A 23,950-nucleotide genomic window follows, 5' to 3' on the forward strand; every position below is an offset into this window, starting at 1 on the left:
CCTTCGAATAATCAGTTGTTATTCTTTTTATTTGATAAGAACCCACTCTTTTCATACCATTAGGCACTTATAGAGTAACGTGTCGCACTGAAATGGTAGCCTGTCTTCACTGCTGCATTCTTATATCCCTGCACTGGATGCTTACCCGGTGCGATGGGAAGTGTGTAGGGCATCACATTCCCGCGTACTCCGCCGTCAATGTCGCGCAGTCCTGTCCAGTAGGATACGCCGCTTGGTGCGGCATTCCCCTTTTGCTTGCGGAAGACAGTCTCCCAGTTATAGTCGGCAACATCTGTGATGTGAAAATCATATACACGCCCGATCACATCAACCGGCTCCATATCGTTAGCCACATGGTGGGCCAGATCAAGGTTTGCACCGGGCTGTGTCGTAAAATCGGTCGGGGCGTTCTCCGCAATCGTACGGAAGTATACCTCATAATTCCCTTCATCCACCCAGACCGGCAGGAAAAATTCCGTATCCAACTGCGGTGTCGGGATTGTGATCCAGGTGCCCTTTGGATAAAAGATGCTCTTGTCACTGCTGTAAACATCGAACGGAAAATATACCTGCTTCGATCTTACATACTTGGCATAGTCACGGTCTCCGTATCCGTGAATGTTCCGGTGCTGGCCCGAAGTCGGGATGCGGACCGTAAACGGTCGATCCAGAATGAAGGCCGAGCGGTTCGGATTCGGCGTTGTCTTCTGGTTATGCGCCTGATCATCCGTCACGGAGGCGTAGTTGACGACAGGGGTATGCACGGTGACCGTATTGATGGCGTTGACAGGATATGTTTTATTGGAGCCGCCATTGATATTTCCAGGTATGAGTTCATAATCAATCGTACCTGTACTCGTGGTATTTGCCTTGTTCAACAGCGTACTGCTGATGAGATAATTTTTGCCGTACAGGACATCCCTTTGGATCGTTGTTGCCGGAGGTATTATTCCTGGTGTCGGTGCGGTTCCCTGAGCCCAGCTGTCACTCATGACAGTAGACCCGTTAAACAGGACACGGTCGTTCTTGACCTGATTTTGGCCTACTGCCGATTCGGCTGCCGAAGTAAAATCCGGGGTTGGTACAGAAGGTCTGCTCGAGCCGCCGGAAACGGTCTCCGTACCCAAGTCAACTTCTTCACAGGAAGCAGGCTCCACATGATCGTCCACACTCGCGTTGTGTTCAGATGTAAGAACAGGGGGTGTGTAGCCGGCAGGAGTCAGATTAACCGTACCGCCAGGTAAGGCGTAATTGCTGACGGATGATCTGGCTAGCCTGTAGACTTCCAGATTATCGATTTGCCAATATGAATACGGCCGGGTTATCGTGACTTGTTCTTCTACCGGGACTTCTTCTTCCATCGGTTCGTCCGGCGTACCGGGGTCATTCGGTCCTGTGCTGGGCGTTCCCGGTATGGTCCAGGTTAGAATATAGGTCTTCTTCACGGGAACCGTATAGGTGATTTCCCCGGTCATGTTGGCCCATTGATTCTGGTATAAATAATTGAGTCCAAATACGTTCACGTACAAGGATTCAGAAGTAGGTATCCCGTCCAGCACATCAAACTTCTCGGAGTCCCGATCGTCAGCTTTCACTACCCCGGTTGCCACAGGGTCCATAACCGTATGTGATGATACGGTCCCTTTACTCGCCGTACCAATTTGAATCCCGCAAGTATTAGGTGGACCACCTGGATCTACCCCTCCGTTATTCCCGCAAGAGGAGCCTGTCCCAACCTGGATTGTGGCATCGTCCGATTCATCCAAAGCCTGAGCCGCATCCTTAAAGTGAGCTGTAATCGTAGCTTGTCCTGTTGCCGCCACGGCTGTAACTGCACCTGAAGCGCTGACGGACATGACGCTGCTATCCGAACTTCGCCATGTCAGCTTGTCGTGCCTTTGCAGATTGTATGTACTACCATCTATCTTCGTTAATTTCGCGGTAAGCTGGATCGTACCGGCTGGTGCTACACATGTCGGTCCAGTGATCTCTAAGCTTGATGTTCCATCAGCGAAGGTAGCTCGAAGGAGTTTGTCTTTGTACATATAAGTGTAGGAATCAAAGTCTACGAAAAATTTCGAGAAATACCAAACTTGTTTGGCTCCAGGATTAGCCCAATATCGATTATAGGTGTCGTTGTTGAAAGTCTGAGAAAAGTGAATAACTATCACATCTAGATCGCTATTATTATTTTCTACCTTTGCGACTTCTCCCCCGACAGTACTCGGGTCTGTTCTGCCAGCTGTTCCATGAACATCTGGAATTAATGTTCTAAAATCTATTTCTATATTAGATGCTCTTAATTGATCGGATATCGCACTACCACGAATCCATGTACCGCTTAAAGGGTTACCTGGTTCGAGTATTAAAAAGGCTTCCGTACGATTGATTTTTGCCTCTAGTTTGGGATCTGTGCACCCTGGGTATTTAGGCAGTTGACGTCCTTGAATAGTTTCTTTCTCCACACTAACGTTACATCTCGGATCACTGTTGTCCATAATCAATCCTGTGGTACTAGAAGCCTTCCAAAGCTGTCCGTAGCCATTTCCAGCATCGCTCACAGACCATCTATCCCAATAATATACTCCTCCATAATTGGTATTCCCTTGAGACCTCACGTTCAATTTTGTTCCGCTCAAGGTATCCTTCCCAGCCCAAGTCGTTGAACCTGGAGTAAAACCGTTAATTGATCTAATTGGTGTATTGGTTGCTTTATTGACCCATTCAAGTTTTTTAATTACCTTTCCTGCAGGCGCATTTACAGTAATTCTTTGCGTTTCTAATTCATTTTTTGCTGAAAACTTATAACCGCTATAATCATAATCTTTAGAATCTACTATAAATTCATAGCTAACGTCCTGAGTAACATCATTGGCTGCAAATACTGTTTGTACAATAGGTATATAGCAAGATAGCAAGAATATCAAACAGAGATTAATTAGTATAATATAATACTTCGGGTTCTTCTTTATCATGATTCTAATCTCCTTATCTGATTAGAATCGATCTAGAAAGAGTACTTTGGTAAACCCGTGCTCCAGCCGCTATAGTCTCCACTATAACATTCAAATTACCCCTTGTACTAAACCCTGTTTTTGGAATAACTAGACCATTCACCTGTCTTTTGGGATCTTTTGATTCAATCGGATAAGGTATATTCAAATTAGAACCATTGGGCTTACCGTTATATCCCAAAATATTTAAACTCAATCGATCAATTGGATATGACTTAGGTTTTTTATTTACTAAATAGTGAGATTTTAAAATAATAACGTAAGCCTGCAAGTCATCTGTAAATACATTAGACTTCGCTCCAAAAACCCAAACCAACTTATCTCTACTTGGTAACAGTTTGCGGTTCGGATCTTTAGGATCATTCCAGTCAATTGCAATAAGCTCATCTACTTGAGCAACAACGGAACCATCCGTTGCACCGAACTGCAACTTAGACATCTTCCATGAATCAATACCAACATTTTTATTGTTATTATCCGGCCCATTAAAAATCTCCGGTGCCACCGAGAAAATATTTGTCTTATGCCAATAAACTTCTGCTGCGGCTACGGCATATTTATCAACGGGAAGTTCCTTGCCGTTCTTGACTTGAAGCAATCTCTCAATGACCGCAATGGCCTGAGCTCTTGTTGTTGTCCCCTGTGGCGAGATTACCCCTGGAGCAGTGCCCGATATGATGCCATCTTTGGATGCAAGGTACATCCACTGCTTGTCTTCCACATCCTTGTATCCCAAAGCCTTTACCGCAAGCTTGGACATCTCTTCGCGCGTCATGCGCTGCGTGAGCTGATTGTTGGCAAAATCCCCAGCCTTATATATACCTGCCGACTCGGCCGCTTTAACATACGGAGTATACCAAGAGCCTGAACTTGAGGAACCCAGCTCGATGTCCATGGCTGACACAGCCATTTTTATAAATTCTGCTCTGGAGACCTGATGATTCGGCAGAAACCTTCCGTCCGGATAACCATCAACATAACCGCGTTGGATCGCATCATTAATCGCAGCTTGAGCCCAGTGTCCTTGAATATCCCTGAAATTTTTATTAACAGTCTCTCGGGATTCCGCTTTCTCTTCAACACTGGCATCTGCTTGCGCAGCCTCCACCGGGTTCAAGGCCAAACTTGCTAGTAAGACAGAAATTGCCGTTAATACACTAATCGAGATTTTCTTCATAACGATCCTCCTAAATACAAGTAGTAGAATAAAACCTATGAAATTGCTTCATATCTCCTTCCTACGCCCTTGCTTAGGGACATCAGCCGTCATCTCTCACAATTACACAATAATTACATTTTTGTATTGAGAAGAGAAATTGTAGTTAGTTTATCATAAATTATGATGTATTGGTATAATATTCCTATCCTGATTCTGTTCTACTAGATACATTCGCATCTTCGCACGTGACGGCTGATTCGTGTCTCTGGTCATGCCTAGATATGATAAAACCTCGAACGACAGCCACATAAAAAATATGTGCTCTCGATCGAGGTTTAATGGTTACACCTAGCGGTGTCGTTACAGATTCGGGGAGGACTCATCCCGGTCCCCTGCCTGAAATTCGGCTTTTTCTGCAGTTTGCTTATATACAGCCGCCAACACTTTCTCATAAGCGCTTTCAAATTCCTCAGGCAGCATTGGCTTGATATCCTCCAATACGGACAGCAGTTTAAATAATGCTTGCACCTCGTCTTCCGTCAATCCAAGCGGGTACATGGCAAAGTGTCCAATAAATGTGTAGCCGCGTCCTCGGCCTTGATGAGTAATGGGAATATGCATGGCACTGAGGGCATCCATATCCCGATAAATGGTTCTCTCACTCGTTCCACAACGTTCGGCAAGCTCTCTAGCCAGGATCCCAGGTCTTGCTTGTACAAGGGTAATGATTCTCATTAGTCGGATCAGTCGGTCTGTCATATGGCATTCTCCCTATCTTTCTAGTAAATTAGACACATATTTCTTGACTGCTAAGTAGTACATTCGACCCTGAAATCATTTTTCCTTTTTTATATAAAGATTCTCAATTACCGGTTAATTTTTAAGTCTAAAGTCCCTTTTGCTGTTCGCATTTCTAGACTAGGATTGCCGATATGTATCCATATACAAACTACTTAGTTTATAAAGGGCCTCTGCCTCCTTCAAATAATCCGCATCCCGAAATCGGGTTGCATATACAAGCATCTCATCTGCCTGTCTACGAATCAGATCTTCCCCTTCAGCCAAATTGCCCTGTTCCAGCTCGCCTCTTGCTTGCTCCAGTATCGATGCATTCTGGTATAACTTCAGGACCTTCTCAACACGATAATCTGGATTTCGATATTTCAATGCCGTATGATTGCTGAATTGAAGCGGGATCGTGCGGGAAGGCTGCAATACGACCTTCTGCTTTGGAACATCTACATAAGTCCATAAAGCGGTAATAATGGGATACACACCGGATGACCGGGAGCCCACGCTTAGTTCTAGAAGCAATTGTTTAGATTTTCCTTCGAATAAAGAGCCTAAAGACAACGAAATATTACGATCATTTAATACCTCACCTTGACACCCATACATATGTACCAATTGGACGCGCTCACCCAACTGAAGATGCAGCTGGACTTCTTCAGCAATATGCTGATTAAAGCCTTTGGACTGCGTTTTTGGCCTTAGGACACCAGCCCTCCACTCGATCAGCAGAAAGACTTGACTAGTGCCGCCAGCTGATACATGGCTGTGGCTCCATGTAAAATCCGAATACAAGCCTGACTGCAACACATCCACCTCTTTCCTCTTCTTCTAATAATGTACCAATACAGATGGACATCTTACTGTCACGGAACATATGTTCTGATTGTGTTTACGACAAAAAAAGACCACAGCCCTATTCGCTGCGGTCTTTTGGATATTTTTTTATTTGTCACTTTTTTGACAAGGAAATCTTTTACTCTTCGTGAAATGGAGGTTCTATCACCCTATTGCTGCTGCTCTGGAGAGGGAAACCGACTTGATGTCCCCCATATCGCCTCCCGCACGTTGAATCGGGGCATAGGTTACTTTATCGATTAACAAACCGTTGCCTACCGGCTTTCCGTTCACTGTAATCATAATTTTTTTCACGTTATTGTCATTCATCATGATCGTCTTCTCCTTTTTATCTGTTCATTCATTTATGAAAAATCTCGTATGGGATCACTTCATTGCGCTTGCCTGAATTCATTACCCTCCATAAGAACAAGTTAAACAGCTCAGCCGTCGGATAGATTCACATCTGCCACGAAAGTGGGTAATATATTAATAGAAACCTGTCGGAATCTGATTCGTATTTACTATAATTAATCGAATGGTGGTGATCCCTCATGCGCAAGCCGACAAAATCCAAGCTGATCCGACTTTCACTCATGCTGCTGGTGGCAGGGATCGCGTTGCCAGCCGGAGGCAAAACGGTCAGCGCCAATTATTTCAACAATCTGTATGATAATATCCAGCAATTCTCCGGACTGCCTGAAGAAATCAATCAGCTCAAGAACAACTATAACCAGGCTTTACAAGAACTTGATAAAGCAAGAATCGCGTCCGAACAGCTGCAGCAGCAAAATGTAAATCTGGCAGAACAGAACTCCAATCTTGCGGAGCAGAATCAGCAATTGACCCAAATGGTAGGTCAGCTGCAAGAGGCGGAAGCCGCGCGCAAAAGGGGATCCGAACGCTTGAAGACGGTAGCGATAACCGCCGTGGCCTTAGCTGCCGGATACTTTGTTATCATACGTGTCCTTCGATTCGGTATGCGCCGGACAAACCGCTTGAAATAGGACAAGCTCCAGATCTCTTACACCATCCATATCCTATAGACCATACAGAACAAAGGAGGCGCGGCCTTGATTATCCGAATGGAAGATGCAGCGGGCAGCGGAGCCGGACAAGCGGTGACCTTCTCCCTGACTAACGGAGACACAGTCCATGTTCTGCATCCTGAGCAGATCGTTGCCTATCGTGGTCCCTCCTCCGGGCGCAGCGATCGTCTGATGAATGTGAAGGGTATCTATCGCAAGAAAAAATGGATTCGTGCCGACATTGCCGGTCCAAGCCAATTCACGGCAGCACTTCCCCCTGGCTTTAACATGCATGAGGTTCAGCTGGAAGGTGAACAGGACATGCTTTATGATTTTCGGCATGTTTTCTTTTATACCAAACAAGTTACGATGCAGACACGGATACTAAAGATCAAGAACATGCTGGTAACGCGGGATGCCATTAAGATGAAGTTTTCCGGAAATGGCAGCATCGGCATCTTGACCCAGGGTCCTGTCTGCAAAGTCAAGCTGCATCCCACCGAGCCGTTGTACGTAGACGCCGGGAGCATCATCGCATATCCCGAAGCAGCTAAGCTGGACCTGACCGTTTACGGCAATCATCTGGCAAGCCAGCATATGAACTACCATTGGAAGCTGACCGGTGACGGGTATGTCTTGTTTCAGGCGGGACGCCAGAATCAGCGGCTCGTTAACGAACTTAACGACGAAGGAGTAATTAAGCGGTTTTTACGGGAAGCAATTCCCTTCGGCGGAGTGTTTATCAAATAATCAGGCCGTGCTATAATGGAAGGCGTAGTTAGAGCCGCAGAATATTCAACCTGAAGCGGTCGCAAGGACAACAGAAGACAATCCATGCCCCGTTAACGGTGTATGGGAGAGGTTCGTGAACTCCCTCTATAAAAAACTATCGTGTCTTATTCGGTGTAAACCCTAAGAATAAGGCTTGTTTTTTTACGGATTCAGTTCAATGAACTTCTCTTTCTTCTACGGGATCAGCCTTCGGCTGCTCTTAATTTATGAAGGATGAGAGGTTTTTTTATGCTTAAAAATGAAAAAGCGGTTGTTGTTTTCAGCGGTGGCCAAGACAGCACCACCTGCCTGTTCTGGGCGAAGGAACGCTTTGCCGAAGTCGAGACTGTAACCTTTGATTATGGCCAACGCCATAAACTCGAAATAGAATGTGCTGCACAGATTGCCAAGGAGCAAGGCGTGAAGCAGACGGTGCTCGATATGAGCCTGCTTAATCAGCTGGCACCCAACGCGCTGACACGGAGCGATATTGAAATCGCAGAAGGTGACGGCTTGCCGACCACTTTTGTGGATGGACGGAACCTGTTGTTCCTCAGTTTTGCCGCTGTGCTTGCCAAGGGCGCCGGAGCCAAACATCTGATCACAGGCGTGTGTGAGACGGATTTCAGCGGTTATCCCGATTGCCGGGACAGCTTTATTAAATCACTCAACGTTACACTGAACTTAGCCATGGACTACCCGTTTGTCATTCATACGCCACTGATGTGGCTCGACAAATCGGAAACCTGGGAGCTTGCCGACCAGATGAACGCACTGGAATACGTTCGTAACCACACGTTAACCTGCTACAACGGCATCAAGGGAGACGGCTGCGGGGAATGCCCTGCATGCAAATTAAGAAAAGCCGGTCTCGACAACTATATGTTGCGCCGTAACCGTGTATCTGAAGGGGGGCGCCTGGTATGAGCCGCGAGCCCGGGACTTTCCGCATTGTAGAGCAGCTGCAGAAGCTTGGAGAAGACATCGATGCCGGAAGCCTGCGTTACCACCGGAAGCGGGTGCTTGTCTCGAAAGAGTTTACCTTTGATGCTGCCCATCATCTGCATTGTTATGAAGGAAAGTGCAAGAACCTGCACGGCCACACGTACAAAGTGGTCTTTGGTATCAGCGGTATTCCGAATGAAGTCGGCATTACCGTGGACTTTGGCGACATTAAAGATTGCTGGAAAACGGATATCGAACCTTATCTGGATCACCGTTACTTAAACGAGACCCTACCGCCAATGAACACAACAGCGGAAAACATGGTGGTCTGGCTGTTTGAAAAAATGGAGCACGCCCTCCGCAGCAAAGAGTCGCACGAGCAACAAGGCACACGAACCGAATTCGTTCGCCTGTTCGAGACGCCGACCAGCTACGCCGAGGTCAGACGGGAGTGGATGATCCATGAATGATCAGCATGTTACAACCGCGAACGATCCGGGCCGCGGCTCCTCCGCCGCCGCAACGGTGGACCGGCCGATTCCCGTCATGGAAATCTTCGGTCCCACCGTTCAAGGTGAAGGCATGGTCGTAGGCCGCAAGACGATGTTCGTACGTACGGCAGGCTGCGACTATCGCTGCTCCTGGTGCGATTCCGCCTTTACGTGGGACGGGTCCGCCAAGGATTCCATTTCGCACATGAGTGCGGACGACATCTGGCAGGAGCTCTACCGCTTGGGCGGAGAACGCTTTGATCACGTCACGCTCTCCGGCGGGAATCCCGCTCTTCTCTCCCAGCTTGGCTCCCTTGTGAATGAATTGCATCGGCACGGAATTACCGTTGCCGTGGAGACACAGGGTTCACGATGGCAGGATTGGCTGAACGAGGTTGACGAAGTCACCATTTCGCCGAAGCCGCCAAGCTCCGGAATGGCTACGGACTGGGGCAAGCTGGATGATATCATCTCCCGCTTGTCCGGACGTCCGCCCGGCAGATCCTTCAGCCTGAAGGTTGTGGTGTTTGACGATCACGATCTGGCTTATGCGGAGACGGTGCACGAACGTTATCCGAATGTGCCATTCTACCTGCAGACCGGCAACCCCGATGTAGGCACTGGCGATACAACCACGCTTGTCTCGCATCTGCTGGATCGGTATGAGCAGCTTGTTGAGGCTGTCATGTTATCCGACCGCTTGAACGATGTGCGTGTATTGCCGCAATTGCACACGCTCGTATGGGGGAATAAGCGCGGAGTATAACCGTCTGTAAGTATCCGCTTGATTAAGATGAAGAATACAAATAGTGATAAGGAGTTTTCGTTCATGGCTGGAAGACAAAAAGAAGAGATGCAAGACGTTACCCTGCTCGGCAACCAAGGCACTAAATATACATTTGAATATGATCCCAGCATTCTGGAGAGCTTTGACAACAAACATGCCTACCGGGATTACTTCGTCAAATTCAACTGCCCCGAATTTACCAGCCTGTGCCCGATTACAGGCCAGCCGGACTTTGCGACCATCTACATCAGCTATATTCCGGATATCAAAATGGTCGAGAGCAAGTCTCTGAAGCTGTATCTGTTCAGCTTCCGCAACCATGGCGATTTCCATGAGGACTGCATGAACATCATCATGAATGACCTCATCAAACTGATGGATCCGCGATACATCGAAGTGTGGGGCAAATTTACCCCGCGCGGCGGCATTTCCATCGATCCGTATTGCAATTACGGTCGTCCGGGAACCAAATACGAAGACATCGCTGCAAACCGCCTGATGAACCACGACTTATATCCGGAGACAGTGGATAACCGTTAGAATGCTGCTTGTGAAAATTCAATATGTACCAAAAAAAAGGGTTGCCCAAGCACGATAAGCGGGCAACCCTTTTTGTCACAAGAATAATCGAATATATACCTACAAGGAAGATTCCATATTCCGCAGGCGGCAGCTAAGACGGCGCTTCTTGTAGAGCATTTTTCCGGCTTCGGCCACATCGCTGATGGTCCCCTTATTGCTGATCGATCCAAATACGATCCCGGCAATCGGAATCAGCTGAAACAGCTTTTTCATTCCGAAGTTGTCGGTATAGGACAGGACCACTTCACGCCAGCCCTGCAGTTGGGAGAATACCTGCTCCGTCGCCTGCTCCTCATCAAAACGGGCAAGCTCTTCAAGCACGGCCTTCTTCCCCACGATGTCTGCGGATGAGAATTGCAAGCATTTTACGATGAACACCCGCTCCCGCGGATCGTTCGGATCATAACCGTAGCAGAGTGCCATCTCCTGCAGCACCTTGAGCGACTGACCCAGCACCATCGGCAGATCTGCAGCGATCGTAAACACGCCGCCGATTCCCGTTGCTGCCCCTTGCGCTGCGGCGAATTTGACACGCTTGACTGTTAGCGTATCCGCAGCGGTATCCATCACGTGGAGTGGCAATGCTGCGGCAGATGCCAGAGTCAGCTCCTCTGTCCCCGTCCTTTTCTCATCCCCGTCCTCAAACTCGCTAGCCGATTTCCTGTGATCGGATTTCACGGATGAGCTGGAAGCTGCCTCCGAAACGTCCAATCCCGCGGTTTGAGCCAGTACGTTCAACACCGTCTTCTCGCGAACAAGATGCTTTCCACCGTTCTGAATAAATCCGCCAACCTCATTCAGGGCACTGCCGATTTTCTCTTGAACTGCCTTGGGGGTGAGGCGATCCAACAGCATAAAGGGAATTCTTCCGAGCTTCTCCCAGAACATGACATCCTTCTGCTCTTTCTCCCATTTCAATATCTCTTGAAGCTGCGACTCCAGCTGTTGCCGTGATTCCATCTCCGTCATTCTCACTATCTCCTCTACCCACTATTAAAAATAACTATAGGGTGTATACGCAGCAAAACGCCAAAAAGACGCAACAAATTGAAAATTCTCTTATCAGTCTTTTCCTCCATTCGCAAAAAAAGAGGCCAACCCCTTATTCAGGTTAACCTCTCTCCTCTATTCTTCAGTCTATGCCTTGTTACACCTGGATCATTTTATTTCCCTAAGTATGCGTTCAGCATCCAGGTATGCTTCTGAACATCGCTTACCATACCAGTCAACAGATCAGCAGTAGCATCGTCACCCTCTTGATTGGCTGCTTCGATTCCGGCTTTCAGTTCCACGGCAAGCTGCTCGAAATCTGCAACCAGTTGACCCACCATCTGCTCGGCACTCTTCTCATTCGAAGCTTCCTGAAGCGTGGCGAGTTTCAAGTACTGTGACATCGTTGCTGCCGGTTTGGCGCCAATGGCCAGCATCCGTTCTGCCAGCTCATCTACATAACCTGCCGCTGCGTTGTACAACTCCTCAAACTTCTCATGCAGCACATAGAATTGGGGGCCTTTGACAAACCAGTGATGATGGTGCAGCTTAACGCCAAGCAGGCTCCAGTTGGCTACCTGTATATTCAAAATCTGCTGAAGTTCATCCGTTGTAGTTCCTTGCGCATTATGGGTTAAGTTACTCATCTATATCGTCTCCTTTTATTGTATTTAGACTTAATCTAAATCCTTGTATTAATCATACCAGATTACTCTCTCATTTGCAAAGGATATCGAAACTTATCAGATGAAGATAGGATGAAGAAATCCCCAGCTATTTATACTCTATCCTAATTTATTTTTCCATCCGCCTGCAGTGACAGGCATCATATGGCCTAACCTCACAACGCTTACGATAATCCCAGTATGGCCTTCATTTCCTTTCGCTTTTGTTTTGAATTCATCACATATAAAGTGTCCCCGGCCTCAATTACAGTATTGCCTTTGGGCGTAATAATACGCTTCTGCCGAATAATGGCCGTAAACAGGATGTCATCCGGCAGACCCAGCTCCTGAATCTCCTTACCGATAATGGGCATCTCCCCGTCCACAACGATGTGGTTAATCTCGGAATCTGCTTTGCCCAGCGCCATTAACTCCAATAAAGACGGAGCTTTGGCCTTGTCTTTCTCCACCAATGAAAGCTTCTGGGTTAGAGGGGAAATTGTCGTGCCCTGAATTACCGCGGAGGTCAGCACAACAAAGAAAACCACATTAAAAAACAGCTCCCCCTGCTGGACTCCCGCCAGAACAGGATATGTAGCCAGCACGATCGGCACAGCTCCGCGGAGTCCGGCCCATGATATCAACATCTTCTCACGCACGGCAAACTTGGTGAACAGCAAGCTGGCGAACACGCCAATCGGCCGGGCAATGAATATTAGAATCAGAGACAACAGCAGCCCTTCCCATACAATCCCCGACAGCTCATTCGGGAACACAAGAAGTCCCAGCAGCACAAACATCACGATCTGCATCATCCAGGCAAATCCCTGATTAAATGCTTGAATCGTCTTGCGATAAGTCAACTCGGCATTGCCAAGCAGCAGCGCCATGACGTATACAGCCAGCAATCCGCTGGCTCCGAGCCAGGCGGCGGATGCATAAGTCATCACGGCAAACCCCAATGCCGTAACGGGGTACAAGCCGGAGGAATCAAAATTGATGCGGTTAATTACATATACAGCCAGCATTCCCAAGAGCACACCCACGACCAAACCGAGCCCCATCTCCATGACAAAAGAAAAAATCAGACCGAGCAAATTCATCTCCGGACGTTCTATCCATTCGATTAACGACACGGTTAAAAAAACCGCCATCGGATCATTGCTTCCGGATTCCGCTTCCAGTGTCATCCGAATCCGCCTCTTCAGATTCGTTCCGCCTAGAACCGAGAATACGGCAGCAGCATCCGTCGAGCCTACAATCGCTCCGATTAATAGTCCCTCTTTTAAGGAAATATCCAGAATAAAGGCTGCGCATACTCCAATAACAACGGTGGTCAGTAAAACCCCAATCGTTGCAAGGGAAACAGCGGGTCCAAGCACCGGTTTGATCTCTTTGAAATCGGTCTGCATCCCTCCTTGAAACAAAATAACGATCAGAGCAAATATTCCGACCAGCTGCGTAAGCTCCGCATTATCGTAATAGATGAATCGGCTGAGAATCATGCCAATTGCGATAAACAGCACCAGAGCAGGCATACCGAAACGGGAAGAGAACTTTGTGGTCAGGACGCTGGTCAGAAGCAAAGCGCCGCATAGCAGAATCATGGAATCAACAAAACTTGGCAAGCTCATCCCTCCGGTGTCAGCAGATCAAGTTAAACTATATTACCCTAATAACATGTTCTTTCCGCATCAAGGCAGTTGGAATGTGCCTTGGAAACCCAATTCTGACGGGAAGCAAACGTTTACTGGAAATTTCGCACCCAATGACTTTATACTGGTAATTAGCGACATGCATAGGGAGGTCTCAATCGAGTGAACATTTCTATTATGAAAGGCGATCAGTTACATCATGCAGTTGAACTGTCCGACCGTATTTTTCTTAAGCAGCCCGAACAGCCTTCTATGGGAGTATCTTTCCCTCCGATATTCTCGCCGGGCATCAGCCATTCTTACGGAGCCTGGGATCAAGACAAACTGGTTTCCTTTATGGGATTTGTACCTTTTTCCATACAAATTCGTGGTGCGAAGCTAAACATTTATTCCATCGGCTCCGTTTGTACAGATCCCGACTATCGGGGTCAGCGACTTGCCGGCACACTTCTGGAACAATGCATCCACCATGCCGAAGCTTCAGCAGCATCCTTAATTCTGATCTCTGGCGGCCGATCCCTATATACCCGGGCAGGCAGCCGTTTGTTCGGCCGGGCATACCGGTTCCGTCTATCCCCGGCCGTCATAGAGCCATTACGCACGGCAACCGGTAAACAGGTGAACATCCGGGCTATGCAGCCACAGGATCTGTTCGATGTGCACCGACTAATGGAGCAGCGAGATGCTGGATATGTTACCACTGCCTCAGAGCTTAACAAACTGCTTGATGCAAGTGCATACTCCAACGTGATCCGCCTGGAACAGCAGGTGCTTGTGGCTGAAGAAGACGGCGTATTGACTGCATTTGCGATTATTGCCGTACCAGGAACCGTCATGACTCCTTCCAGAGAATCCACCCTTGTGGAATGGGGCGGAAGCCCTGAAGCAGCTGCACTGTTGATAGCAGGCGCTATCCAGTCCTTCAATCTCACAGAGCTGACCGTTCCTCTGCCATGGCAGGATAACGAGCTCGCTGCACTCATCCAATCTGCTGGTGTCACACCTGAAAATATACGAAATGACGGAACCGTGTATCTGGTCAGCGGCCCCCGATTGCTTCGCCAATTTGCGCCTCTGCTGCCCGATGGTTTAATTCAAGCAGAGGGCGAACATGGTCCGTACCGCCTGACGCTGAACAATGAAGCATTGGTGCTCGATGATGAGGGACTGCTCTCGCTCTTGTTTGATCCGGAGTCATCATATCGGACGAACGGCAGCGTAACCTTTGACCCTATACCTCTTCCGTATACAGCAGGTCTTCAATATATTTAGCGTTTTATATGAAGGTGCACATGTTCCTTCCTCTTATGGGGGAAGAGCATATGTGCCTTTTTTTTCAATTAAGAGTCTTAGGTGCGCTACACACCTGTTATTAACAGGCCTCCACGTATAATGATTCACATGTGTACACCCCACCTGACGAATGGCCGTCCGCCTATTTTTGACTAGATAAGTGCCCTTCTTCTCCGCTTCTACATAGGATGAGGTAACCTACCTGATAGAAAGAGGTGCATGGCTTGAGTCACCATCATAAAAGAGGACTTCAAACCCAAACAAGCCTTGGTATCCCGGGTCTGATCCCCGGATATCCGTACTATCCTTATCCATACTATCCACCGTATTATCCAATCTATCCTTATCCACCATTCCCTCCAGGTTATCCGGGCGGCGGACCTGGATATCCTGGGCCGGGGCCGTGGCATCCGGGCGGACCTGGGCATGGACCTGGGCCGGGGCCTTGGCATCCGGGCGGACCTGGACATGGACCCGGACCCGGCCCGTGGCATCCGGGCGGACCTGGACATGGACCTGGTCCCGGTGGACCCGGACATGGACCTGGTCCCGGTGGACCCGGACATGGACCTGGTCCCGGCGGACCGGGACATGGGCCGAGGGAAACGCGAGCACAACGCAGCAAGCGATAATCAATAACACGGAAGAAATATTACAAGAATGCAGATTATCGCGCACAAGCAAACCGCCCGGGGAACCGGGCGGTTTTTGTTATCCTGTATCACATATACATAGAGATAGTACTTATCGTCTCTTTCTTGTTTCTTCCCGATCCGGACTTACAATATCAGGACTCACCGCACCGCCGTTGCCATCACCATAGCCTTGATACAGGTTAGGATCCGGAACGGCATCCTCGGTAGCAGCCGCTGCTTCGGAACGGGAATCCACCGGAGCGCCTGTTCCGCTGTATGTGCCTTCTTCACGGTAATGATGCTCATTCAGCGCGCTGTGACTCCGAAATATATCATATACCCGGCCGCCATTGGATTCATCCGCATCCACCATCACCAGAATATGGCCTTCGTTCACGTATCCTCCATACTCCTCTGCTTGCTCTTCCGGAATACCCAGACCAATCAAACCGCCAACCAATCCACCCGCGCCGGCTCCTACGGCAGCTCCTGTAAGGGTTGCTGCGATAGGACCCGCGGCGATAATTGGCCCAATGCCCGGAATGGCCAATGCACCTAATCCAGCAAGCAATCCGGTTACACCGCCCAGCACACCACCCGTTGCTGCTCCGGAAGCCAGCCCTTCAGGTGCCTTGGTGCCTGTCTCCTCCTGAATATGGGAAGATTCACCTCGATCTTTAGCAATGACAGAGATTTCATCGGCTCCGAATCCTTGCCGCTTTAGCTCCTCAATAGCCCGGGTTGCTTCTTGTTCCGTCCTAAAGGCTCCAACAATTTTCTGAGTCATATGAATTACCTCCTGGTTTGTCATTTTCGGTTATCGCTGTACATTCCTAACTTAAACGCCAGCCGCCATAATCAAACATTGAAACCAAAATACATATTTGACCAAAACCCTATACTGGCGGGAAAGTTCCACATTTGTCCAAATTCCAGACTGGTAATATTTAACTAATGTTTCATTCATGCTAATATAGCAAGTAAGCACTTTGTACTTTAAAAATTGAATAGGTTGGTGATCCCATGAATTGGTTCAAACCATTCGAGGACGATCTTGCTGCAGCATTCTCAGCGTGCGAAGCAAGGCTAGGGGAGTTACCTGCTCCCCTGAACGAGATCGGACTATCGTATTTGAAGAAATTTGACGTATTCGAGCAGGATAGTTCCAAAAATTACATTTGTTATCTTCTTCCCTTCTGGATGAAAGAACTGACCGCACTCCCCGGCGATGTATATCGTCGACTCTCAACCGCTAACATCATCGGCATGTTATACTACTTCATTCAAGATGACATAATGGACTCACCCCATGACAGTCAGTCTCCGATAGATCCAAAACACCATCTCGCCCTTGCCAACCTGTTGTATTATGAATTTCTAACATCCTATCAGCCATACTTCCCAGCTGAATCCAGCTTTTGGTCTTATCTCAAAACATACACGCGAGAATGGTCGGAAGGTGTCATGCATGAGACTGGAGATGATTACTTTAAGGACAATCCGATCCTGGTTGCCAAAAAAGCGGCACCGGTCAAACTCGGCAGTACCGCCGCATTGCTGCTCTCTGATCAGGCCGATCTGATCCCCCGTACAAATGACGCCATGAATCATGTCTTGCTGACCTTGCAGATGATGGACGACTGGACCGATTGGAAGCAGGATCTTGCCGATGGCAGCTACAATTGCCTGTTGTCGCTCATTAAATCTGAACAAGGGATGCCAAGTGATGCGCCTCTGACGCTATCGGAAGTACAAGAAGCACTCTATATCCACAATATACTGAAGCCCTATGCAGAGATTGCTGCAGCAACTCACGCTCATCTCTTAACGATAGAGATCGACGCCCCTCATCTCATGTCGTTCCACCAAACGATTGTAGATGAACTTCATGTCGAGGCGGAAAATATCGAAAACAGTAAAAAAACACTTTCGTTTGGCGGGTTAAACTATTATTTGTCTATACTGAACAAAAAATAATAGATTTTATATTTATTCCATGGTATTCTTTAAGAGTAAAAAATAACCAATTTATTTGAAAGGGTGATTCTAATGACGACAGAAGCCATCTTTCAAACACAATTGATTCAAAAAGCTTGGGAGGATCCTAGCTTTAAGGCAAAATTGCTCAGCGATCCTAAATCCGCCATCAAGGAAGTCCTTGGCGTACGGATTCCAGACCACATCGAGATTCGAACTCTTGAAGAAAATCCCGGCGAGCTGTATCTGGTCATTCCTCCGAATCCAACGGGCGTGATCAAATCTGAAGCCAAAGAAAGAGCCATCTGGTAAAGACTACATAACAGCAGGGGAATTTCATAAATAGATTCACAAGAAAAACATCAATCAACGTGCTTCCTTAGAAGGACAAACCACGTTGAGAAGATGTTTTTCTTGCGATTATCGGTAAAAAGAGTGGGAACGACAGCCGTCCATCGCTACCGCAGCTCTGGCGAATCATTCGCAAGCTGCGGGAAGCGTAATGATGGCATCCGTCCCCACTCCTTTTCTGCTTGTAAAAAAGATATCTCCGTCCATCGCCTCGATAATTCGGAAGGTTACCATCAAACCAAGACCGGTTCCTTTGGTTTTGTTGGAGAAATAAGGTTCTCCAAGCCGAGCTATTACATCCGCCCCCATCCCCTCTCCATTATCAACAACATGGATAAACACTTGATTCTGCTGCTGGTAACAACGGATATGAACCACCCCTTCTTCTCCCAGTGCCTCAATGCTGTTCTTGATAATATTAATGAAAGCCTGCTTGAATTTGGAGGAGTTTCCCCGAATGGTAATATCCTCTGGAATATCCACAGTGATCCTGCCTCCCTGCAGATGGGCGAGAGGGGCAAGTATGCCTTCGATATGCTTGAATTCTTCGGAAATCTGAAGCAACGTGTCTTTGCCGAATTCCGGTTTGGCAAAGGTTAAGAAATCCGTAATAATACCGGAAGCACGGTCCAGCTCCACCAGAGCCAAATCCAAATATTCGCGTTCGGCAGCCTCCGCCTTTCCAGTAAGCAGCTGCAGGAACCCCCGCGTAACCTGAAGCGGATTGCGAACCTCGTGTGCGACCGATGCTGCCAACTCACTGATGATCTCCATCTTCTCCGAACGCTGCAGCTCATTGTTGAACATCTCAAGCTCTTTGGAGTATTGAAGAATCTGCTCATGATTTTTGGCAAAATGTCGCCCAAGGATAACAATCAATGCAATAATGAAGCTGACAATCCCCCACTTCCAGAGGAACAGATTGTAGCTGCCCCGGGTCATGAAAAATTGCAGCAGCTCTCCCAAACCTATAACGGCAAACACGGCAAAACCTGCATTGAAAATGACGGCATCCCTATTGCCCCTGAAGGCATAAAACATCGAGCTTCCAATCAGCAATATGAACTGAATGATCATCACAAACCCCATGACTTGCACGGAAAAGAAATAATACAAATCAAACCATTGATTGGAAGCCAATTGATTGACTACCAGAAACAGCCCGCAAAACAGCGAATAAACCACCTGAAATTTACGGAGTTTATGCAGCATATTTTTCCAACCGAGCCCGAATATTTTTTCAAAAAAGAGACTGAACGAAGGGAGTAGAATAAACAAAGAAATGTCGTATAAGTGAGTGTAGATATGTCCATATTCATCAAAAATCGTATAAAGAAACGGGGAGTATGTAAAAACAAGTATGCCTACAGATAAAACAATAAAGGACAGCGATAATACGGCAATCAAATATTTTCTGTTAAGGAAAATAGCGCAGATCAGCATAACAAAAGCAATAAAAACAAAGGCGCTTCCTAGAATGATATCCACCAAATTCGACTTAACAAACTGATTTAGCAGATCATGATATTCGCCGACAAGGATCTTGCCTTCAATCGTCACATGATCCCTCGCGGTTTCCAGCCAAATGTGAAGGTCCTTGCCAAGCAGCTCCTTATCCAAAGGAAGCAGGATGTGGTTCAACTCATAATTGTACGCTCTTGTAGATTCGTAAACCTTCACATGATCGGCATAAACTGCAACCTGCTGTCCATGCAGCTTTTCGATCAAAATCCCCGGAGACGCAGCTGTAATTTCAGGAATTTTCATATGAATCCATGCGGATGTCTTGGCATGCGGCTTCGATGGCTCTGAAGCACCAGCTGAAGTCTCCGTCCACTCTTCCCTATGTGCGGGTACACTCTCCGGTATTCCTCCGGACTCGGACCAGAGGATTCTCCACTCTTTAATCGCTGCCCGTGCTGCCGTTTCTTCGGTGGCAAAGACAAGCCTGGGGTAGCCCTGGCTTAAAGCAATAACGATGATCAGGAACACAGCGATTCTCCATCCAGACCTCATTGACGCACCTCAAACATTATAATGAGTGAATACCTTTACTGAGTTATTCGATGCAGCAAAACCTTCCACCTTCTAAATTTCGGAAAAATGATAAAATTTCCTATTCATTATGTAAAAAAGCGGAAACAAACCGTAAAATAAGAATGGCGGTGCCAGGATATTATCCCTTTAGCACCGCCATGTCTCTGTACTTCAATTTAGATGGGTGAGGTAAGGCTTTTCGTCCAGTGAGCAAATCTGCTTTTGGGACATCTCCTCATGGTGCAGCTACTCTGGTTGCGATACATTCGCAGCCGGAAACCGGATAACAGCCTCGGTTCCACTCCCCTTTTCGCTCATAAAATGGATGGTCCCACGCATCGCTTCAATAATCCGGAAGGTAACCATCAATCCAAGCCCCGTCCCTTTGGACTTATTCGAGAAATAAGCCTCACCGAGTCTTTCCAGATCACGGGCGTCCATGCCAATGCCATTATCCTTAATGTGTATCACGACTTCTTCCGACTCGGCATACGCCCAGATGCGAATAATCCCCTCTTCATCCAATGCCTCTATGCTGTTCTTGACGATGTTAATCATCGCCTGCTTCAATTTGGAAGAGTTGCCGTTAATATATAAATCCTTGGTATCATCAAGCTTGATTGTCCCCCCGCTAAGATTCGCAAGCGGAAGCAGGATCCCTTTCACGTGCTTAAGCTCCTCATACACATTCAGCTTGACCTCATGCTCCAATTCAGGCTTGGCAAAGGTGAGGAAATCCGTGATGATGGCGGACGCCCGGTCCAGCTCCTTCAGCGCCAAGCCAAAGTACTCCTTCTCGGTCTCCTTGGAGTTTTGTGACAAAAGCTGCATGAAGCCGCGCGTCACTTGCAGCGGATTGCGAACCTCGTGTGCAACCGAGGCGGCCAGCTCACTGATGATCTCCATTTTCTCCGAACGCTGGAGCTCGTTATTAAACATCTCGAGCTTCCGGGAATATTGGACCACTTGCTCATGACTGCGGACAAATTTGCGGCCAAGCATAACGATCAGGGAAACAATCAGCGCGATAACGCCCCATTTCCATAGAAAAAAATCATATTTCTGGTCTTTATAATAGAAGGCCAGCAAATCTCCCAGCGTTGTTAACGCCATGATACCAAAGCCAAATGAAAAGATATAAGCATCCTTATTCCGCTTGGAAGCATAGAGAATCGTGGTTCCAACCAGCAGCAGGAGCTGCAGAATAATCAGGACGCCGAGAATTTGCACCGAGACGAGATAATAAATGTCATAGAACTGATTGCCGCTAAGCAAGTTCACGACAAGGAATATAACACAAGCCAGGGAATAGATCATCTGGAACCTTCGGCAATATCGAATCAGACGATAAGGACCGGAACCATATATTTTTTCGAAATAATAATACATCGCCGGCAGCACCGTTAAAAGCGCAACATCAAATGCCGTAACCCACACATTTCCGAGATCACCGTAGAAGGTATACAAGAAAGGGGAGTACGTAATAAGCAGGGCCCCGCTTGCCAGTATCACCACACTAAGTGCAAGCCAGCTGGATACCGTATGCTTCGGAAGAAACAGGCAGCAGCAGAACATCACCACGGCAATAAACAGAAATGAGCTCCCCAATATGAAATCTTCCAGGTCGTTCTTGATGAACGCTCCCCGCAGTTGGTCATATTCGCCAAGTCTGACGTTGCTGTCAATGCCCAGCGTTATATCACTGACGCCGCTCATCCATAGGTAAATGGTCTTTCCGGCGTCCTCCGGATGAATGGGGAGAAGCAGCGAATGGTTTGTATACATATAGTCTCGCTTGGCTTCGTATAACAGTTCATTCTCCAGAAAAACCATAACATTCTGTCCCTTAATGCGATCAATCATGATAGCGGACTGGCTCCACGGAAACTTGGGCAAGGTAAAACGATTCCATGCCGAATATACCCCATCTGACTTTGGGGGCCCCGTTTCATCTGGTCTTCCCTCTACCCATCTCCCTGGATCCTGGATATTGGCTGGCGAAACGACGTCCTGTGGTTCCAGATCCCGCATATACTGCCAGTCGGGGATCAAGATTTGAGCATCGTATGCGTCCGCTTGTTCCGGTGACATCATGGATATAAACAGCAGCAGCGGCAGCACCAGCAGGAATATGTATTTGGGCATATCCTTCATCTAGTCAGCACCTCTAACCGTTATCATAGTCAATAAAAATGCGTTGCCTTCCTCGCTATGTCTAATTCGACAAACTTCGTGTCCATTTACAATCAATATAACATGAAACGGGTGTTGCGTTCGTAAAATTTTATTACCATATGGCAAAATAAAAAGGGACTGCCCGTAACCTAAAGGTTTAAGAGCAGTCCCTTGCATCATTAGTGCGCAGAGCTCGAGGCAAGACCAACTTTATCAACCATCCGCTGGCTTTCCTCATTAAGACCAACCAGGGTGGTTTCTTTTCCAGCTTCCTTGTATTTGTTCACTACCTTGGAAATGGCGTTCGTGGCTGACTGATCCCAGACATGGGACTTGGAGAAATCAATCACAACACATTCCGGATCCTCATTCACATCAAACAGGTCTACGAAATACATCATCGTTCCAAAAAATAGCTGCCCCCGGATCTCATATACCTTCGTTCCATTCGGCTGTGTGTGCGGAACCGCATGAATACGGGCCATCTTCCAGCCGAAATTCAGTGCGCTTAAAATAATGCCAATCATGACCCCGATTGCCAGGTTATGTGTTGCAACGACAATGATCACTGTTGCCAGCATGACAATGGCATCCCCTAAGGGCACCCGATGAAGCGTGCGGAGAGATCCCCATTCAAACGTACCGATCGAAACCATGAACATCACGCCCACAAGAGCGGCCATAGGAATCTGCTTCACAACATCCCCCAGTACAATGATGAGGAATAGCAGGAACACACCGGATACCAAAGTAGATAATCGGGTGCGCCCTCCCGATTTTACATTAATGACGGTCTGCCCAATCATGGCGCATCCTGCCATACCGCCGAAAAATCCAGTAATCACATTAGAGAGACCTTGACCACGAATTTCACGATTCTTATCACTGCCCGTCTCCGTCATCTCATCCACGAGTGAAGCCGTCAGAAGCGATTCCGTTATCCCGACTACCGCAAGTGCAAGAGAGATAGGCAGTATCGTCAGGATCATATCCAAACTGATGCTTACATTCGGTAAATGAAAGAACGGAAGGGTCTGCGTAATGTTGCCCATGTCTCCCACCGTTTGGACAGGCGCTCCGGACCAAACGGCGATGATCGTCATCACGATAATGGCAACAAGTGCGGATGGAACGGCTTTGGTCACCAGCGGCAGCAGATAAATAATGAGCAGCGTTCCGACCACCATCAAGTACATGGGCCACGATTCCCCTTTGAAATTCGGAAGCTGGGCCAGAAAAATAATGATTGCCAGCGAGTTCACAAATCCGGTAATGACCGGCTGGGGAACAAATGTGATAAAACGTCCGAATTTGAGCGCTCCCATCACCATCTGCAAGAGCCCAGTGAGAATGGTTGCAGCGTATAAATACTCAATCCCGTGTTGAACCACAAGCGGTCCCATCAACGATGCCATGGCCCCTGTCGCCGCAGAAATCATGCCTGGACGCCCGCCAAAAAACGAAATGCTGACAGCAATCACGAAGGAGGCATAGAGCCCCACCATAGGATCCACGCCCGCCATGATCGAGAACGCAATCGCTTCGGGTATGAGCGCAAATGCTACCGTCAATCCGGATAAAATATCTTTGCGCGAGTTGCCAAAGAAGCCTTGTTTAATCCATTGAAACAAAGTCATAATCACTTCCATTCTATTGTAATGGTTGACAATCCACTCTCAGAATTGTCGGGGCCGTTAATCACTTTTTTGATTATAGCGGGATCATTTATAAAATTCATTATGCAATTAAGCGCATATACCCCATAAAAT

At 47.6% G+C, this 23,950-nt stretch carries 22 protein-coding genes and 1 riboswitch; of the genes, 9 read left to right on the forward strand and 13 right to left on the reverse strand.

Annotated elements, in window-relative coordinates:
* Nucleotides 1-59 precede the first annotated feature (59 nt).
* From M2277_RS14950 to M2277_RS14970, 5 genes are all read right to left on the reverse strand, one after another.
* Nucleotides 60-2,045, reverse strand: coding sequence for a DUF5704 domain-containing protein (locus tag M2277_RS14950; RefSeq protein WP_280755064.1), 1,986 nt, complete (start codon nucleotides 2,043-2,045; stop codon nucleotides 60-62).
* 943 nt (nucleotides 2,046-2,988) lie between these two features.
* On the reverse strand, nucleotides 2,989-4,191 hold the full coding sequence (locus M2277_RS14955) for an S-layer homology domain-containing protein (protein WP_280755065.1): 1,203 nt from the start codon (nucleotides 4,189-4,191) through the stop codon (nucleotides 2,989-2,991).
* Nucleotides 4,192-4,533: 342 nt separating this feature from the next.
* Nucleotides 4,534-4,932, reverse strand: coding sequence for a helix-turn-helix transcriptional regulator (locus tag M2277_RS14960; protein WP_006208704.1), 399 nt, complete (start codon nucleotides 4,930-4,932; stop codon nucleotides 4,534-4,536).
* 159 nt (nucleotides 4,933-5,091) lie between these two features.
* Nucleotides 5,092-5,778, reverse strand: coding sequence for a hypothetical protein (locus M2277_RS14965; RefSeq protein ID WP_280755066.1), 687 nt, complete (start codon nucleotides 5,776-5,778; stop codon nucleotides 5,092-5,094).
* A 186-nt stretch (nucleotides 5,779-5,964) separates the two neighbouring features.
* Nucleotides 5,965-6,132, reverse strand: a complete 168-nt coding sequence (locus M2277_RS14970; RefSeq protein ID WP_006208702.1) for a hypothetical protein — start codon at nucleotides 6,130-6,132, stop codon at nucleotides 5,965-5,967.
* Nucleotides 6,133-6,353: 221 nt separating this feature from the next.
* Between M2277_RS14970 and M2277_RS14975 the strand changes: the two genes are divergently transcribed.
* From M2277_RS14975 to queF, 6 genes are all read left to right on the forward strand, one after another.
* Entirely contained in the window at nucleotides 6,354-6,806 is a 453-nt protein-coding gene (locus M2277_RS14975) for a hypothetical protein (RefSeq protein WP_280755067.1), read from the forward strand.
* A 66-nt stretch (nucleotides 6,807-6,872) separates the two neighbouring features.
* Entirely contained in the window at nucleotides 6,873-7,577 is a 705-nt protein-coding gene (locus tag M2277_RS14980; RefSeq protein WP_280755068.1) for an AIM24 family protein, read from the forward strand.
* Between the two features lie 102 nt (nucleotides 7,578-7,679).
* A riboswitch (PreQ1 riboswitch) is annotated at nucleotides 7,680-7,717 on the forward strand.
* Between the two features lie 130 nt (nucleotides 7,718-7,847).
* A complete protein-coding gene (gene queC, locus M2277_RS14985) occupies nucleotides 7,848-8,525 on the forward strand; it encodes a 7-cyano-7-deazaguanine synthase QueC (RefSeq protein ID WP_280755069.1) in 678 nt (225 codons plus the stop codon).
* Nucleotides 8,522-9,013, forward strand: a complete 492-nt coding sequence (gene queD, locus M2277_RS14990) for a 6-carboxytetrahydropterin synthase QueD (RefSeq protein ID WP_280755070.1) — start codon at nucleotides 8,522-8,524, stop codon at nucleotides 9,011-9,013. The genes queC and queD overlap by 4 nt, the downstream gene beginning before the upstream one ends.
* Nucleotides 9,006-9,800, forward strand: coding sequence for a 7-carboxy-7-deazaguanine synthase QueE (gene queE / locus M2277_RS14995; RefSeq protein ID WP_036641317.1), 795 nt, complete (start codon nucleotides 9,006-9,008; stop codon nucleotides 9,798-9,800). The genes queD and queE overlap by 8 nt, the downstream gene beginning before the upstream one ends.
* 63 nt (nucleotides 9,801-9,863) lie before the next feature.
* On the forward strand, nucleotides 9,864-10,361 hold the full coding sequence (gene queF, locus M2277_RS15000) for a preQ(1) synthase (RefSeq protein ID WP_006208696.1): 498 nt from the start codon (nucleotides 9,864-9,866) through the stop codon (nucleotides 10,359-10,361).
* Between the two features lie 99 nt (nucleotides 10,362-10,460).
* Here queF and M2277_RS15005 read toward each other — a convergent pair whose 3' ends face one another.
* The 3 genes from M2277_RS15005 to M2277_RS15015 form a co-directional block, all read right to left on the reverse strand.
* Complete coding sequence (locus M2277_RS15005) at nucleotides 10,461-11,372, reverse strand: EcsC family protein (RefSeq protein ID WP_006208695.1); 912 nt, start codon at nucleotides 11,370-11,372, stop codon at nucleotides 10,461-10,463.
* A gap of 194 nt (nucleotides 11,373-11,566) precedes the next feature.
* Entirely contained in the window at nucleotides 11,567-12,040 is a 474-nt protein-coding gene (locus M2277_RS15010) for a Dps family protein (protein WP_280755071.1), read from the reverse strand.
* A 203-nt stretch (nucleotides 12,041-12,243) separates the two neighbouring features.
* Nucleotides 12,244-13,692: a potassium/proton antiporter gene (locus M2277_RS15015; RefSeq protein ID WP_280755072.1), complete on the reverse strand. Its 1,449-nt coding sequence runs from the start codon at nucleotides 13,690-13,692 to the stop codon at nucleotides 12,244-12,246.
* 183 nt (nucleotides 13,693-13,875) lie between these two features.
* Between M2277_RS15015 and M2277_RS15020 the strand changes: the two genes are divergently transcribed.
* Entirely contained in the window at nucleotides 13,876-14,985 is a 1,110-nt protein-coding gene (locus tag M2277_RS15020; protein ID WP_280755073.1) for a GNAT family N-acetyltransferase, read from the forward strand.
* A gap of 219 nt (nucleotides 14,986-15,204) precedes the next feature.
* On the opposite strand, the gene M2277_RS15025 is transcribed toward M2277_RS15020, so the two are convergent.
* Together M2277_RS15025 and M2277_RS15030 are read right to left on the reverse strand one after the other, a co-directional pair.
* Entirely contained in the window at nucleotides 15,205-15,684 is a 480-nt protein-coding gene (locus M2277_RS15025) for a hypothetical protein (protein WP_280755074.1), read from the reverse strand.
* Between the two features lie 66 nt (nucleotides 15,685-15,750).
* Nucleotides 15,751-16,428, reverse strand: a complete 678-nt coding sequence (locus M2277_RS15030) for a general stress protein (protein ID WP_006208690.1) — start codon at nucleotides 16,426-16,428, stop codon at nucleotides 15,751-15,753.
* A gap of 236 nt (nucleotides 16,429-16,664) precedes the next feature.
* Here M2277_RS15030 and M2277_RS15035 point away from each other — a divergent pair, with 236 nt between their 5' ends.
* Together M2277_RS15035 and M2277_RS15040 are read left to right on the forward strand one after the other, a co-directional pair.
* Nucleotides 16,665-17,618, forward strand: a complete 954-nt coding sequence (locus M2277_RS15035) for a class 1 isoprenoid biosynthesis enzyme (RefSeq protein ID WP_036641303.1) — start codon at nucleotides 16,665-16,667, stop codon at nucleotides 17,616-17,618.
* 72 nt (nucleotides 17,619-17,690) lie between these two features.
* On the forward strand, nucleotides 17,691-17,930 hold the full coding sequence (locus M2277_RS15040; RefSeq protein WP_006208688.1) for an NHLP leader peptide family RiPP precursor: 240 nt from the start codon (nucleotides 17,691-17,693) through the stop codon (nucleotides 17,928-17,930).
* A gap of 165 nt (nucleotides 17,931-18,095) precedes the next feature.
* Here M2277_RS15040 and M2277_RS15045 read toward each other — a convergent pair whose 3' ends face one another.
* From M2277_RS15045 to M2277_RS15055, 3 genes are all read right to left on the reverse strand, one after another.
* On the reverse strand, nucleotides 18,096-19,985 hold the full coding sequence (locus tag M2277_RS15045) for a sensor histidine kinase (RefSeq protein WP_280755075.1): 1,890 nt from the start codon (nucleotides 19,983-19,985) through the stop codon (nucleotides 18,096-18,098).
* Nucleotides 19,986-20,252: 267 nt separating this feature from the next.
* A complete protein-coding gene (locus M2277_RS15050) occupies nucleotides 20,253-22,160 on the reverse strand; it encodes an ATP-binding protein (RefSeq protein WP_006208686.1) in 1,908 nt (635 codons plus the stop codon).
* 200 nt (nucleotides 22,161-22,360) lie between these two features.
* On the reverse strand, nucleotides 22,361-23,818 hold the full coding sequence (locus tag M2277_RS15055; protein ID WP_006208685.1) for a SulP family inorganic anion transporter: 1,458 nt from the start codon (nucleotides 23,816-23,818) through the stop codon (nucleotides 22,361-22,363).
* Nucleotides 23,819-23,950 lie beyond the last annotated feature (132 nt).

Origin of the sequence: Paenibacillus sp. LBL, from assembly GCF_029893715.1 — a bacterium.
GTDB classification, from domain to species: domain Bacteria; phylum Bacillota; class Bacilli; order Paenibacillales; family Paenibacillaceae; genus Paenibacillus_AQ; species Paenibacillus_AQ glucanolyticus.